Source organism: Marinobacter mobilis, assembly GCF_900106945.1.
Lineage (GTDB): Bacteria > Pseudomonadota > Gammaproteobacteria > Pseudomonadales > Oleiphilaceae > Marinobacter > Marinobacter mobilis.
This window is the reverse complement of sequence record NZ_FNNE01000002.1, coordinates 354,780-369,346: the sequence shown is the minus strand read 5'-3', so window position 1 is coordinate 369,346 and position 14,567 is coordinate 354,780. Positions and strand designations below refer to the sequence as shown.

The window sequence follows — 14,567 nt, the reverse complement described above, 5'->3', positions numbered from 1 at the left end:
CATGGCCAAACGTCGATTGAACAAACAACAACAGTGGCGCATCCGCAAGATCCAGCAGGAGCGGACGGAGCGTGCACATCGCAAGGAACGGGCGATTGACGAACAGCTCGAATCCGGCGAACTGGGTGCCGAACAGGCAGGTCTGGTCATTGCTCACTATGGTCAGCAACTCGACATTGAAGCGCTGGAGGGTGATCGCAAAGGCACTGTCTGCCGCTGTTTTGTGCGGGCCAATATCGACAGCCTGGTCACCGGAGACCGGGTGGTATGGCGACCGGGTGCCGGCGAAGTAGGCGTTGTGGTGGCACGCTCCGAGCGACGGACCCTGCTGCAGCGGCCAGACAAGTTTGGGCAGATCAAGCCGGTGGCGGCCAATATCGACCACATCATCCTGGTCATTGCCCCGGAACCCGAGCCTCACGACAACCTTATTGACCGCTACCTGGTTGCTGCCGAAAACACCGGCATTCCTGCGGTCATCCTGCTCAACAAAGACGACCTGGTCACGGACCGGAACAGGGACGCCATCGACAGCTTGCTGGCACGCTACGAGACGCTGGGCTACCCGGTGGTGAGAACCTCTGCCCGCACCAAAGACGGTGAGCCGGCACATCAGGTGACCGAACTGGTGCGCGACCAGACCAGCGTGTTTGTCGGCCAATCAGGCGTCGGCAAGTCATCAATCATCCAGACCCTGCTGCCGGAAGAGTCCATTCGCGTGGGCGCCATTTCCGAAAGTACAGGCAAGGGCACCCACACCACCACCACCGCGCGACTGTTTCACCTGGAATGCGGGGGCGATCTGATCGATTCTCCGGGAATACGGGAGTTCGGCCTCTGGCACATGTCGGGGGATGAAATTGAATTCGGTTTCCGGGAGATCCGCAATCTGATTGGCCACTGCCGGTTCCGCAACTGCCGGCATCAGAACGACCCCGGCTGCGCCATCAATGAGGCCGCGAAAAATGGAGAGATCAGTCCCGAGCGGATGCACAGTTTCCATCGCATCCTTCAGGACATGGCGGAGCAGCAGGCCCGGGGACTGATCGCGGACTAGGAACTTACCAGCTCAACTCATTGGGGTTGGGCTCTTCCCGCTCCTGCAGCCATTCACCACTCTCAAGCGACTGCTGAGCCTCTCGCTGCTGCTCTTCGCTGGGTGCCGTCAGGTCGATCAGCGGCTGACGGCTATCCTGACGCCCGGCATTGTCCTGAATATCCTGCACCGCTTTCTTGTTAAGCACGATGATGGCAATACGGCGATTGACCGGCGCCGTCGGGTCTTCCTGATCGAACAGTACCGAGTCGCTCAACCCCACCACCCGGGCAATCTGCTGCTCGCGAACCCCACCCGCTACCAGGGCCCGACGTGCGGTGTTTGCCCGATCCGCCGACAACTCCCAGTTGGTGTACCCGGGACGCCCGCTGAACGGTGTGGCATCGGTATGTCCGGTAACACTCAGCCTGTTCGGCACCATACTCAGCGGCTTGGCCAGCTCAAACAGGATATCCTGCGAGTAATACTTCAGCTGGGCCCGGCCGCTATCGAACATCGGTCGCTGGGACCGATCCACGATCTGAATCCGTAACCCTTCGTCGGTGATGTCGATCAGCAACTGATCCTTGAATTCCTGCAGGGTCTGGCTCTGTTCAATCTGCTGTTGCAGATCCTGGAACAGCTCCTCCATCTGCCGTCGCTCCAGCGTGTCCGCCAGCTCCTCAATGCGCTCGTCTTCAAGCTGAATCTGACTGTCAGCAACATCGGCACTGGACGACTCAACCACCGATGCACTGCCCTCCAGATCCACCGGATTGGGGGAGCCGCCATCAATAAAGCCGATTGGATCCTTGAAATAGCCCTCCACAGCTTCAATCTGCTCCGGGGAGGCCGTTGCCGTCAGCCAAAGCACCAGAAAGAACGCCATCATGGCAGTGGCGAAATCGGCAAAGGCGACTTTCCAGGAGCCCCCGTGATGGCCACCGGCGACCACCTTTTTTCGTTTTACGATTATCGGTCTTTCTTCCACGCCTTCACCCGAATTGACTGCCTGAGACGATATTGCTTCTTACGAGAGCGCTATTTGGAGCGAACGTGGTCATTCAGTTCCTGGAAGTCTGGCCGCTTGTGGGTCGGCAACGCCTTGCGCCCGAACTCAATGGCCATCTGGGGGGCCTGCCCCGATACCGTGGCCACAATGGAGGCCCGGACACATTCGTAAGCCTTCAGTTCGTACTGTGCCGAGTGCTCCAGAGCAATGGAGGTGGGGCCAACAAAACCGTAGCCCATAAAAATACCCAGAAAGGTCCCGACCAGTGCCGCGGCCACACTCAAACCGATCCGCTCCGGCCCCTCACTGAGAAAGTTCATGGTGATGACAATACCGAGCACCGCGGCCACGATACCCAGACCCGGCAGGGCATCCGCGATCTTGTTGACCGCATGGGCCGGCTCTTCCAACTCATGGTGGCGACTGTCGATCTCGTTCTCCATCATCCCTTCCAGCTCATGGGGTGCCATGTTGCCGGAACTGATAATTCTGAGGTAATCCGTGATAAAGGCCAACAACTCCTTCGACTTCATAACCGCCGGATAGCGGCTGAAAATCTGGCTGGATTCCGGGTTGTCGATATCTTCTTCGATGGACATGACCCCCTGCTTTCGCGACTTGTCGAAAATGTCGTACAACAGGCTCAGCAGATCGAGATAAAACGCCTTGTTAAATGGGGAGCCGGTCAGCAACCGCAAAACGCCCTGAAAAACCTGCTTGATGAGACTCGGGGGGTTGGCAATCACGAACGAGCCCAACGCTGCGCCAAAGATAATCAGCACTTCCGTGGGCTGCCACAACACCATAAGATTCCCGCCGTGGAGCGTATATCCGCCCAGCACGCAGGCAATCACAATAATCCCACCAATAATTAATGCCATAGGATGCCATACACCTGTTAAAAATGGTTTGCCGTCACAATCATAGCAATCACTCCCACGCTCCGCGAAGATACCTGCGTCCCTGACGGTCAGAAAATGCCTTATTTCAGGCAATGGCTCCCTATCCAGGCAGACTTTGGTAGAATCACGCGCTCTTAATGCAAGAGAATCCGCTCATGTTCGACAAGTTATTTATTCTTGGTCAATACGTTACACCACAGTTGGCCGTTTCCCGGCTGGCAGGAAAGCTCGCCGACAATGACCGCACCCCAGCCCTTAAAAACCGGGTCATCAAATGGTTTATCGGCCGCTACGGTGTGAACATGAGCGAAGCCGCCGAACCCAACCCCGAAGCCTACCCCAGCTTCAACGCATTCTTCACCCGTGAACTGAAACCCGGAATCCGCCCATTGGATCCGGACCCTAAGGTACTGACCAGTCCAGTTGATGGTGCCATCAGCCAGCTGGGACAGGTCAGCGATGATCGGGTATTCCAGGCCAAAGGGCAGTCGTTCAGCCTCCAGGAACTGCTCGGGGGCGACACCGAACGGACCAAGCCGTTCGAGAATGGCGAGTTCGCCACGATCTACCTGTCGCCCAAAGACTACCACCGTATTCACATGCCGGTATCGGGCACTCTGCGCGAAATGATTCACGTACCGGGAAAGCTGTTCTCGGTAAACCCGGTCACGGCAGAGAATGTCCCCAATCTGTTTGCCCGTAACGAGCGGGTTGTAGCGATCTTCGACACCGACATTGGCCCCCTCGCCATGGTGCTGGTGGGCGCGATGATTGTTGGTAGCGTCGAAACAACCTGGGCGGGCGTTGTGGTCCCCAGCGGCGATGGTGTGTCAGTCTCCAGATACGATCATCTGAAAACGCCCATCCGCTTTGAGAAGGGACAGGAAATGGGACGTTTCCGCCTCGGCTCTACCGTCATTCTGGTCGCCCCGAAAGGTGCCACCGAATGGAAACAAGACATGATTGCCGGCAAGACCGTTCGCATGGGCGAGGCCTTTGGCATCAATTCCTGATCAGGCGATTTCCAGCGGGAAAGCCACCACCTCAGCAATGGTGGCCACCCCCATTCGGAGCATCAGCAAGCGGTCGAGCCCCAGCGCCACACCAGCGCAATCCGGCATCCCGGCCGCCAGCGCAGACAACAGCGCGCCATCCACGGGCATTTCCGGCTTGCCCGCACGCTTTCTGGCGTCATTATCCGCCAGGAAGCGCTGCCGTTGCTCATCCGCATCGGTCAGCTCCCAGTAGCCATTACACAACTCCATTCCGGCCACATATAGCTCGAAGCGGTGAGCCACCTCGATGCCGTCCTGAACGGAAATACGAGCCAGTGCAGCCTGACTGGCAGGATAGGCGGTGATAAACGTCGGCGGCTGATCCCGCAGCGCCACTTCCACCTCATGGCTCATCAGCACATCAAGCCAGCCGTCCCTACCAAGCCCGAAGGCATGTCCCGCGCCAAGCCAACGCTCGCATCGCTGCTCAAGCTCCTGTTCGCTGACCGCAAACGGATCAACCCCCGCAAAGCGCATCATCGCATCGCGGTAGGTCAGCGTCTGAGGCTGCTCACAACCCAGCCAGCCACACACCAGCTCAGCCACTTCGGCCATCAGCTCAACATCGGTAAACCCTGGACGATACCACTCAAGCAACGAAAATTCGGGGTTATGGCGGGAACCTCGCTCGCCACTGCGAAAGGCACGAAACACCTGGAAGATGGGGCCAGAACCGGCCGCCAGCAGGCGTTTCATGTGGTATTCAGGGGAAGTTTGCAACCACCCGGATCGCGCCGGACTGCCACTGATTGGCTCAAAACTGGCGCCGACGCTGTCGAGATTGAGGTCCGTCACACCGTGCCGGCCCAGAACCGGGGTTTCTGTTTCCAGAACCCCGCGCCGGTCGAAAAAGGATCGTAGATAGGCCAGCTGACCGGCCCGCTCCCGAAGGGCGGCAACAGATGCAGTTGGCTGCCACTGCCCGACAGGAGTCATGGTCGTACCGCTATCCGTTATCAGCCGTTCTTGACGCGGTTGACGTACTCACCGGAACGGGTATCAACCTTCAGTACATCACCGATGGTGATGAACAGTGGAACGCTCACCACCGCACCGGTCGACAAAGTTGCCGGCTTGGAACCACCCTGGGCGGTATCACCCTTCATGCCCGGATCGGTTTCCACCACTTCCAGCTCGACGAAGTTGGGCGGAGTTACGGACAACGGAGCACCGTTGTATAGCGTTACGGTGTAGACATCCTGCTCTTTCAGCCATTTGAGGGCATCGGCCACCGCCTTCTGGTCAGCAGCGTGCTGCTCGAAGGAGCCATCCGTCATCATGAAATGCCAGAACTCACCGTCGGTGTACAGGTATTCCATATCCTGATCAATAACATCGGCCGCTTCCAGGGATTCACCGGATTTGAAGGTGCGTTCCCAGACACGGTTGTTGGTCAGGTTACGCAGTTTGACCCGATTAAATGCCTGGCCTTTGCCAGGCTTAACGAACTCGTTTTCCAGAATGGCGCAGGGGTCGCCATCCAACAAAACCTTGAGACCGCTACGAAATTCGTTGGTAGAATAGGAAGCCATGTTATTACCACCTGAAAGAAAGCTGTTAAGAGTCGAAAGGTCGCTATGATACAGCGAACCGCTGCCCGTATAGAAGCCCGCCAACAAGATAACGAAAGTCCGACCTGGCAACAGCTTCTCGCCGACTCCATCACCAGCCCCGACGCCCTGCTGCAAGCCCTTGGTCTCAGCCCTGACGCCTGGCTCAGTGGGGCCCATGAGGGGCACGCACTGTTTCCGGTGCGGGTCCCGCTGCCGTACCTGGCACGCATCGAACCAGGCAATCCGGCGGACCCCCTGCTTCGCCAGATCCTTCCAATGGCGGATGAAGCCCGTTTTCAGGCGGGGTATGTACGGGACCCATTGCAGGAAGCATCGGCAACAGCCACAACCGGCCTGATCCGTAAATACCGCAGCCGCGCCCTGCTGATGGTGACCGGGCAGTGCGCCATCAACTGCCGCTACTGCTTTCGCCGCCACTTCCCGTACGCGGATCATCGGTTGTCACCTGAGGACCGCAAGCAGGTCATTACCAGCCTGAAGGATTCCCCTGAAATCAACGAGGTCATTTTCAGTGGCGGCGATCCGCTGGCTGTAAACGACCGACTGCTGGCACGCTGGGTTGAGGCTCTCGACGACCTGCCACAGCTGCGCCGACTTCGCATTCACACCCGCCTGCCCGTGGTCATTCCACAACGGGTGAACAATGAACTGCTGTCCTGGGTCAGCAAAACCCGGCTCAAGGTCATCATGGTGGTGCATGTCAATCATGCCAATGAACTGGACCAGGCCACCCGTTCATCGCTGGCCAGGCTTGCCGCAGCCGGAGTAACCCTGCTGAACCAGAGCGTGCTCCTGCATGGTGTGAATGACGATGCCGACACACTCTGTGAGCTCAGCGAAGCCTTGTTCTCGACCGGCGTCCTGCCGTACTACCTCCACGCCTTCGACCCGGTTGAAGGCGCCCATCACTTCGACGTCCCTGACGCCCGCGCCCGGCAACTGGCACGGGAGATGATCGCCCGGCTGCCCGGCTTTCTGGTACCCCGGCTGGTCCGGGAAATACCCGGACGGGAAGGCAAAACCCCGCTGAACCTCAACGCCGAGTAGTCAACACCTGCGCGCGGCGAGGGTGTCAAACTTTGTAAAGTCGTGACGGAGGTAGCTATTTAGGCATGCCCTGCTACTTTAGAGGGCGTAAAATAGAAAAATAAAGATCTGTATTTCCGTCACTTTATATCTTTGGCCTCCTTTCAGAACTTGCTGTGTTGTCGGGAATACACGTAATAACAATTTATGTGAGCACCTTGACGAATGACCCTGACACCCGAGCTGACTACACCGGACCAAAAACTGGCGAGCCTGTCGTTTGCAGACGCCAGCCCCAAAGCCGTCCGGGACTGGACCAATAATCTGCCGATGGCCAACGTTGGTGAAACATCGCGCCAGCTATACCATGCCATTATTGAGTTGAACCAACTGTTTATCGAACCCCAGCCCCGGCTTCAGTTGCTGGAGCTGCTGCGCCCGAGAATTCACTTCGTCTGCAACGAATTGTCTCGCCACTACCTCGGGCACTCTGTCGCACTGCCTGAGAAACAGCGCAAGATTGCCAACCTTTCCCAGGCGCTCCAGATTCATCTGGCCAATGGCTACAAGCTCTGCGTGATAGAGCTCACAGAGGATGGCTTTGACAAGAACCGCAAAGCCATTACCGAATGCTGTCACCGAGCCATTTCCGAACTGGCCGGCACCATTGTCAGGAGCTACCAGCTGTACTGCCCTGCCCCGGCAAAAACCTGGCTGGAGTGCCACCGGCTTTTCCGTTTTGCCCATCGAAACAAGATCACCGACCAGCCGGTATCCGATGAGACGCTCAACCACAGCACTGAAAGCTCCGTAGGGGATAGCTACAAACGCCTTCTGCTGCTGGGTTGTGCGCGGCCAAACCAGTTACGGCAGGTTGAAATCGGACAGGTTTATGACCTGCTTGAAGGCTGGACCAATCTGACGACCTGTAATTCAGGCCCGGATTCCGACGCCCTGTTCATGATCCACATGGAGCAGGACACGCCTCCGGTTTACCGCAGCCTGGTCAAGGAAGACACCAAGGGCGACGGTTTTGGTTTTGACACCCACGACCTGTCCGAGCGGATCGCTGAATACCTGCACCAGCACCTGAACCTGCACAATCGCAGCTACAAACCTGGCTTTCCACTGCCCGCGGGCATAAACGAAACCCTGTTGACCCATCTGAGCCAGGCACTCGGAGCGTTGACCAAACGCAACTTCAACCGGATTTCCAGTCAGGGCACGCTGGAAATCTGCGTCGGCCTGAGTGCAGCTCATTTCTACGTCGCCGGGCAAAAAAGCTTCAACCAGTTTGTCTCCGCCCAGGCGCCGAATAACGAGGAAAGCAATCCGTTCATCCGCCAGAGCAAAAAGAAAGAAGATGCCTGGGCCGGGGCTTTCGACGCAGGCCCCAGTGAGGACCGGGTTCACCACAGCGACACGCCCATCAGCTTCCAACGCGAGCCGAGCTTTGCCCAGGCCTCTGTACAACCTGAAAAAAACCGCCCTGCGGCCTATCAGGCCACTCTGGTCAACACCAGTCCGGGTGGATACTGTGTATCCTGGAACACCAGCGTCCCCTCCTCCATGCAGGCCGGCGAGGTGCTCGGGGTACGTGAACAGTCCACCCACCCCTGGAGCATTGCGATCGTTCGCTGGATCCGCCAGGTACGAAATCAGGGCACCCAGATTGGCATCGAACTGCTTGCCCCCAGCGCCTCACCCTGTGGCGTAAAGCTGGTCCAGAAAATGGGTATCGGCAGCGAATATCTTCGTGGCCTGCTGCTTCCGGAAATCAGCGGTATTGGCCAGGCCGCCACCCTGATCACTCCCCGGCTGCCGTTTCAGACAGGCAGCCGCATTGAGCTGCTACACGATGGTCGCGAGGATCAGGGACACCTGACCAACCGGGTATCAGCCACCGGGAGTATCAGCCAGTTTGAGCTCAAACTGAGCAACCCGACGCCGATTGCGCCTGACAGCCCACCGCCAGCGTCAGGCACCAGCGAAGACGAATTCGACTCCCTCTGGCCGTCGCTTTAACGCGCGGCCAGGTCCCGGCACCACGCCCGCCCTTAGGCATTGGCCGATTGTCTGAAAAGTGCCGATCAGGTAGCAGTGGGCCGGGAAGAGGGTTGTCATTACCCGGCATCCGCTGCATCATGCGTTATAAGTAACGGACTCATATGGAAAGACAACTGATCGTTACTGTCCGCACCAGCCGTACTCACGAGACTCGCCAAGCATGCAGAAAAAGAATTCGACGGTTCACCTGCTGATCCTGGACCCCTCCCAGAATGATGCAGAAGCGCTGGTCAGCCTGTTACGTAACTCCGGCAGAGCGACCCGGGCCCACCGGATCACCTCCGAAGAAGACCTTGAAGAAGCCCTGAAGTCAGCAAGCTGGGATCTTCTGCTGGCGCGGGAGACGGACCAGGAAGAAGAGTTCGGCCCCGGGCAGGCTCTGGCCATGATCCGGCGCATGGACAAAGACGTGCCGTTCGTGCTGCTGACTCAGAGCCAGGATCACGACCGCACCATCCAGTTCCTAAAGGCCGGCGCCCAGGATACCGTACTGTCAGAACACACCGATCTGTTGGTACTGGTGGTAAAGCGTGAACTCGCCGCACTGGAAGAACGCCGCAAACGACGGGCTCTGGAGTCTCACCTGCGGGAAGCCGAACAACGTTGCCGCCTGTTGCTGGAAAGCTCAAAGGATGCCATCGCCTACATCAACGATGGCATGCACATTTACGCCAACCAGTCATATATGGAATTCCTGGGTTACGACGATATCGACGACCTGATCTGCGTCCCGATCCTCGACACCCTATCCCCTGAAAGCCAGGGCAAGTACAAAGAGTTCATGAAGAGCTTTGCGGAAACCCGCAAAGATGGCATGACCCTGAACTGTGTTGCCAGACGCAGTGACGATCAGGAACTCAGCATTACCATGTCGGTGTCCTCTGCGACCTACGACAGTGAGCCTTGCACCCAACTGGTCCTCCAGCCCGAGCACAGCGACGCTGAGCTGGAAGAAAAGCTCCGCCAGATAAGCAGCCAGGATCTGTTAACCGGACTCTACAACCGACAGCATTTCATGGACCAGCTTGGCAGCGTCATTACCCGCGCCAAGGAACACAACGAATCCGCAGCTCTGGCCTACATCGAGCTCGACAACTTCATGGCCATCAAGGGCCAGCTGGGCATTGCCGGCTCAGATCTGCTGCTTGGCGACCTGTCAGCCATCCTCAAGGCCCAGACCAGTGAAGAGATGGTGCTTGCCCGCCTCAGCGATGAGGCCTTCGGCATTCTCGCCCCTGGTTGTGAAGAGAAGGCTCTCGTTGAGGTCTGCAGCAAGCTCTGCAAGACCATTGAAGACCATCTGTTCGAGATTGACGGACGCACCCTGCAGCTGACCGTCAGCATTGGCGTTGCGGCCATCACCGAGAATGCACCAAAGGCCCCCGATCTTCTGGGTCGCGGGCATACCGCCGCGGCAGAAGTACGCAAACTGGAAGGCCACGAAGGTGGCAATGGCGTGGTTGCTTACAATCCGGTCGAGATTGAAGGGCTGGGCGAAGGCAACGCCACTGAGACCATTCAGAAAGCCCTGGACGATGACCGCTTCCGGATGCTGTACCAGGCCATTATCAATCTCCGCGGAGAAGGTGAGGAACACTACGAGGCCACCGTCAGGATGGTCGACAAGGACGGCGAGGAAGTCTCGCCGTACGACATCCTGCCGCCGGCAGGTCCCTCGGAAATGGCCGTCAAAATCGATCGCTGGGTGATCCTGCAAACGGTCAAGCAGCTGGCCACTCACCGCTCGCGGGGCCATGACACCAAACTGTTCCTGAACGTCAGCGCAGAGACCATTCAGGACAAGACCTTCACCAGCTGGCTGAGCGTCGCTCTCAAGGCCGCCCGCCTGCCTGGTGACGCGCTGATATTCCAGATGCGCGAAGGCGATACCACCAACCACCTCAAGCAGGCCAAGGAGTTCGTCAAGAGCCTCCACCAGCTGCATTGCAAGGTGTCACTCAGCCAGTTTGGCGGGGCCATCAACCCTTTCAACACCCTCAAACACGTCGACGTCGACTATGTCAAAATCGACGGCTCGTTCACCGAGGAACTGCAGAAAAAAGACGAGACCAAGGAGCAGGTCAAAGAGATGGTCAAGAGCCTGCAAGAGGCGGGCAAACTGACCATCATCCCCATGGTCGAGAATGCCATGGTGCTGTCAACCCTTTGGCAAGCCGGAGTGAATTACATCCAGGGCTATTATGTCCAGGCGCCGGTGGCCGAAATGAACTACGATTTTGGCGATCAGTAAGCGGCATCAACAATAAAAAACGCGGCCATAGGCCGCGTTTTTTATTGTCTGCATCGCAACAACCCGCTTAACGGTTTTCGCTTTCGCGGAATCCGATCAAGTACAGAATTGCATCCAGCCCCAGAGTCGAGATCGAGTGACGGGCTGACTCCTTCACCAGTGGCTTGGCACGAAACGCAACGCCAAGACCGGCCTGACTCAGCATCGGCAAGTCGTTAGCGCCATCACCGACGGCAATAACCTGCTCGCGGGAGATATGCTCCTTCTCGGCAATTTCCAGCAACAGCTGGGCCTTGCGCTTGCCATCCACGATTGCGCCTGACACTTGGCCCGTGGCTTTACCGTCAACGATCTCCAGCTCATTAGCGTGGACATAATCAATACCCAGCCTGTTCTGCAGGTGCCGGGCAAAATAGGTGAAGCCACCGGACAGGATTGCGGTGCGATAGCCCAGAGACTTGAGGCGGCTGATCAGATGTTCGGCCCCTTCGGTCATCTTCAGGCGAGCCGCAATGCCTTCCAGCACCGACTCATCCAGCCCCTTAAGCAGCGCCAGCCGCTCTGCAAAGCTCTGGCCGAAGTCGAGCTCGCCCTGCATCGCCCGCTCGGTGATTTCAGCCACTTGATCACCGACACCCGCCTCACGGGCCAACTCATCAATCACCTCGGCCTCAATCAGCGTGGAATCCATATCAAACACCACCAGACGGCGGTTCCGGCGATAGATGGAATCTTCCTGGAAGGCGATGTCGACGTTCATTTCAGCAGCGATGTGGAGAAAATCGGATCGCAGCTGAGCCAAATCAGACGGCGTACCACGAACGGAAAATTCCAGGCACGCTATCCGGTTCGCACTCGGGTCCAGCGACGGACGCCCCGACAGCCGGGTAATATTGTCAATATTCAGACCATGGCGTGCGGTAATGGCCGATACCCGTGCAATCTGCTCAGCCTTGATGTCCCGCGACAGCAGGGTAACGATGTAACGGGCCCGGTTGCGACCCTCAGCCCACTGCTGGTATTCCTCGACCGTGATCGGAGCAAACCGCACCTGCAGGTCAAGAGAGTGCAAGCGGAACATCAGGTCACGGATCACCGGGGGCGCATTGGCCTCGTCCGGAATCTCGGCAAGAATTCCCCAGGTCAGGTGATCGTGGATCACAGCCTGGCCAATATCCAGAATCCGGACATCATAACGCCCCATGATCCCGGTAATTTCCGAGGTCAGTCCGGGCTTATCGCGCCCGGATACGTTGATCAGGACAAGCTCACTCACCGCTGCCTTGCTCCTCTGCATTCACATCGTCACCATCCAGCTCAGGGCCGGCTGCTCTGACAACTTCTATACCGTCCACCCGCTGCAGGCCGCGGGGTAATTTATGGCCGCGCCGGCCACGTTCGCCCAGATAGTGCTCGAGATCACTGAACTTGAGTCCCATCTTGCGCTTGCCCGCCCTGATCTCCAGATAATCCTGGTCACTGAACACGGCGGTGGCGACGACGAACTCTTCCCGGTTCATCACCCGGGCCGAAGGGATACTGATGATCTTGTTGCCCTTGCCCTTGGAGAGTTCCGGCAATTCGCTCAACGGGAACACCAGCATCCGGCCTTCGTTGGAAATGGCGGCAAGGTACTGGGATGCCGACTCAGCAGGCACCAAGACCGGCGGCATGATGTACGCGCCCTTGGGTACGGAAACCACCGCCTTACCGTTACGGTTCTTGCTGATCATGTCGCCCAGAGAGGTAACAAAACCATAGCCTCCATCGGTCACCAGCAGGACCTTCTGGCCAGGCTCACCCATCAGCAAGCCAGCAAAGGTTGCACCGGAAATCGGATTAATCCGGCCCGTGAGCGGTTCGCCCTGCCCCCGCGCTGACGGAAAAGAATGCGCCATCAAGGCATAGGCCCGCCCGGTGGAATCAAGGAAGATCGCCGGCTGACTGTTGCGACCGCGTGCCGCCAGGGCAAACTTGTCGCCGGACTTGTAACTGAGCCCTTCAGGGTCGATGTCATGACCTTTTGCGGCCCGAACCCACCCCTTTTCCGACAGTACGACAGTGACCGGATCATTGGACACCAGGTCCGCTTCACTGAAGGCCCGCGCCTCGTCTCGCTCCACAATGGGCGAACGACGGTCATCGCCATAGGTTTCCGCATCGGCCTGTAGCTCGGACTTGATGAGGTCACGCAAACGTTCTTCGGAACCCAGAATGGATTGCAGTTCGTCCCGCTCCTGAGCCAGCTCATCCTGCTCGCCACGGATCTTCATTTCCTCAAGCTTGGCCAGATGACGTAACTTGAGTTCAAGGATCGCCTCGGCCTGATCGGGCGACAGCCCAAAACGGGCCATCAGTTCCGCTTTCGGCTTGTCCTCGTTGCGGATAATGTCGATCACCTCGTCAATATTGAGGTAGGCAATCAACAGACCCTCAAGGATATGCAGCCGCGACAGCACCTTATCGAGACGGTACTGCAAGCGCCGACGTACGGTCACCCGGCGATAGCTCAGCCACTCACCCAGCAAAGTCCGCAGATCCTTGACCCCGGGACGGCCATCATTACCGATGACATTCACGTTCACCCGATAGGTCCGTTCCAGGTCCGTACTGGCAAACAGGTGGGCCATCAGACCCTCCAGATCCACCCGATTGGAACGCGGCACGATCACCAGGCGGGTCGGGTTTTCGTGATCAGATTCATCCCGCAGGTCAGCCACCATTGGCAGCTTTTTGGCCTGCATCTGCTGGGCGATCTGCTCAAGCACCTTGTTACCGGACACCTGGTGCGGCAAATCGGTCACCACGATCTCTCCGGATTCATTAATCCAGCGCGCTCGCATACGCAGCGAACCTCGCCCGGTTTCATACATCTTGAGCAAATCGTGGCGGGGGGTAATGATTTCCGCCCGGGTCGGGAAGTCCGGACCCTTAACGTGTTCACAGAGCTCGGCAACGGTCGACTCCGGCGCATCAAGGAGGCGAATGCAGGCAGCCGTCACTTCACGCACGTTATGGGGAGGAATGTCGGTCGCCATACCCACGGCGATGCCGGTAGTACCGTTGAGCAGCACATGAGGGAGGCGGGCCGGCAAAATAGACGGCTCGTCCATCGTGCCATCAAAATTGGGCACCCAGTCCACCGTTCCCTGACCCAACTCACTGAGCAGAACATCGGCAAATGGAGTCAGACGGGATTCGGTGTAACGCATGGCCGCGAAGGACTTGGGATCGTCCGGCGACCCCCAGTTGCCCTGGCCGTCCACCAGCGGATAGCGGTACGAGAACGGCTGAGCCATCAGCACCATGGCTTCGTAGCAGGCACTGTCGCCGTGAGGGTGGAACTTACCCAACACATCACCCACGGTTCGTGCAGATTTCTTGTACTTAGCGGTTGATTTCAGGCCCAGCTCTGACATGGCGTAAACAATACGCCGCTGGACCGGCTTCAAACCGTCACCAACATTGGGCAGGGCCCGGTCGAGAATGACGTACATGGAATAATCGAGGTAGGCCTTCTCGGTGTATTCTTTCAGCGATACACGCTCAAAACCTTCATCCGTCGTCTGGAACTCTGGCATGAATGCCTCTTGTGACTGAAATGATTTCCCTTCACCGCCTGCAGCGGCACACTTGGCCGACCA

Annotated in this window: 11 protein-coding genes; 5 read left to right on the top strand and 6 right to left on the bottom strand. The window is 57.9% G+C overall.

Annotation, left to right across the window (positions count from 1 at the left end):
- Window position 1 precedes the first annotated feature (1 nt).
- Window positions 2–1,057 carry a small ribosomal subunit biogenesis GTPase RsgA gene (gene rsgA, locus BLV11_RS04240; protein WP_091811708.1) on the top strand — a complete coding sequence of 352 codons (1,056 nt, stop codon included), beginning with the start codon at window positions 2–4 and terminating at the stop codon, window positions 1,055–1,057.
- Window positions 1,058–1,061: 4 nt separating this feature from the next.
- Here the strand turns inward: rsgA and motB are convergent, their stop codons facing one another.
- A complete protein-coding gene (gene motB / locus BLV11_RS04235; protein WP_091811707.1) occupies window positions 1,062–2,027 on the bottom strand; it encodes a flagellar motor protein MotB in 966 nt (321 codons plus the stop codon).
- A gap of 50 nt (window positions 2,028–2,077) precedes the next feature.
- On the bottom strand, window positions 2,078–2,929 hold the full coding sequence (gene motA, locus BLV11_RS04230; RefSeq protein ID WP_091811706.1) for a flagellar motor stator protein MotA: 852 nt from the start codon (window positions 2,927–2,929) through the stop codon (window positions 2,078–2,080).
- A 176-nt stretch (window positions 2,930–3,105) separates the two neighbouring features.
- On the opposite strand from motA, the gene asd reads away from it, so the two are divergent.
- Window positions 3,106–3,963, top strand: a complete 858-nt coding sequence (asd, locus tag BLV11_RS04225; RefSeq protein WP_091811705.1) for an archaetidylserine decarboxylase — start codon at window positions 3,106–3,108, stop codon at window positions 3,961–3,963.
- Here asd and epmA read toward each other — a convergent pair whose 3' ends face one another.
- Together epmA and efp are read right to left on the bottom strand one after the other, a co-directional pair.
- Complete coding sequence (gene epmA, locus BLV11_RS04220) at window positions 3,964–4,941, bottom strand: EF-P lysine aminoacylase EpmA (RefSeq protein WP_091811704.1); 978 nt, start codon at window positions 4,939–4,941, stop codon at window positions 3,964–3,966.
- A 20-nt stretch (window positions 4,942–4,961) separates the two neighbouring features.
- Window positions 4,962–5,537 (bottom strand): elongation factor P, encoded by a 576-nt coding sequence (efp, locus tag BLV11_RS04215; RefSeq protein WP_091811703.1) that lies wholly within the window; start codon window positions 5,535–5,537, stop codon window positions 4,962–4,964.
- Between the two features lie 45 nt (window positions 5,538–5,582).
- Between efp and epmB the strand changes: the two genes are divergently transcribed.
- From epmB to BLV11_RS04200, 3 genes are all read left to right on the top strand, one after another.
- Complete coding sequence (gene epmB, locus BLV11_RS04210) at window positions 5,583–6,626, top strand: EF-P beta-lysylation protein EpmB (RefSeq protein WP_091811702.1); 1,044 nt, start codon at window positions 5,583–5,585, stop codon at window positions 6,624–6,626.
- Window positions 6,627–6,830: 204 nt separating this feature from the next.
- Window positions 6,831–8,630 carry a GTPase gene (locus BLV11_RS04205; RefSeq protein ID WP_091811701.1) on the top strand — a complete coding sequence of 600 codons (1,800 nt, stop codon included), beginning with the start codon at window positions 6,831–6,833 and terminating at the stop codon, window positions 8,628–8,630.
- A 202-nt stretch (window positions 8,631–8,832) separates the two neighbouring features.
- On the top strand, window positions 8,833–10,923 hold the full coding sequence (locus tag BLV11_RS04200) for an EAL domain-containing response regulator (RefSeq protein ID WP_091811700.1): 2,091 nt from the start codon (window positions 8,833–8,835) through the stop codon (window positions 10,921–10,923).
- A gap of 67 nt (window positions 10,924–10,990) precedes the next feature.
- On the opposite strand, the gene serB is transcribed toward BLV11_RS04200, so the two are convergent.
- Window positions 10,991–12,199 carry a phosphoserine phosphatase SerB gene (serB, locus tag BLV11_RS04195; RefSeq protein ID WP_091811838.1) on the bottom strand — a complete coding sequence of 403 codons (1,209 nt, stop codon included), beginning with the start codon at window positions 12,197–12,199 and terminating at the stop codon, window positions 10,991–10,993.
- A complete protein-coding gene (parC, locus tag BLV11_RS04190) occupies window positions 12,192–14,504 on the bottom strand; it encodes a DNA topoisomerase IV subunit A (protein ID WP_091811699.1) in 2,313 nt (770 codons plus the stop codon). Before parC ends, serB begins: the two co-directional genes overlap by 8 nt.
- Between the last annotated feature and the right edge of the window lie 63 nt (window positions 14,505–14,567).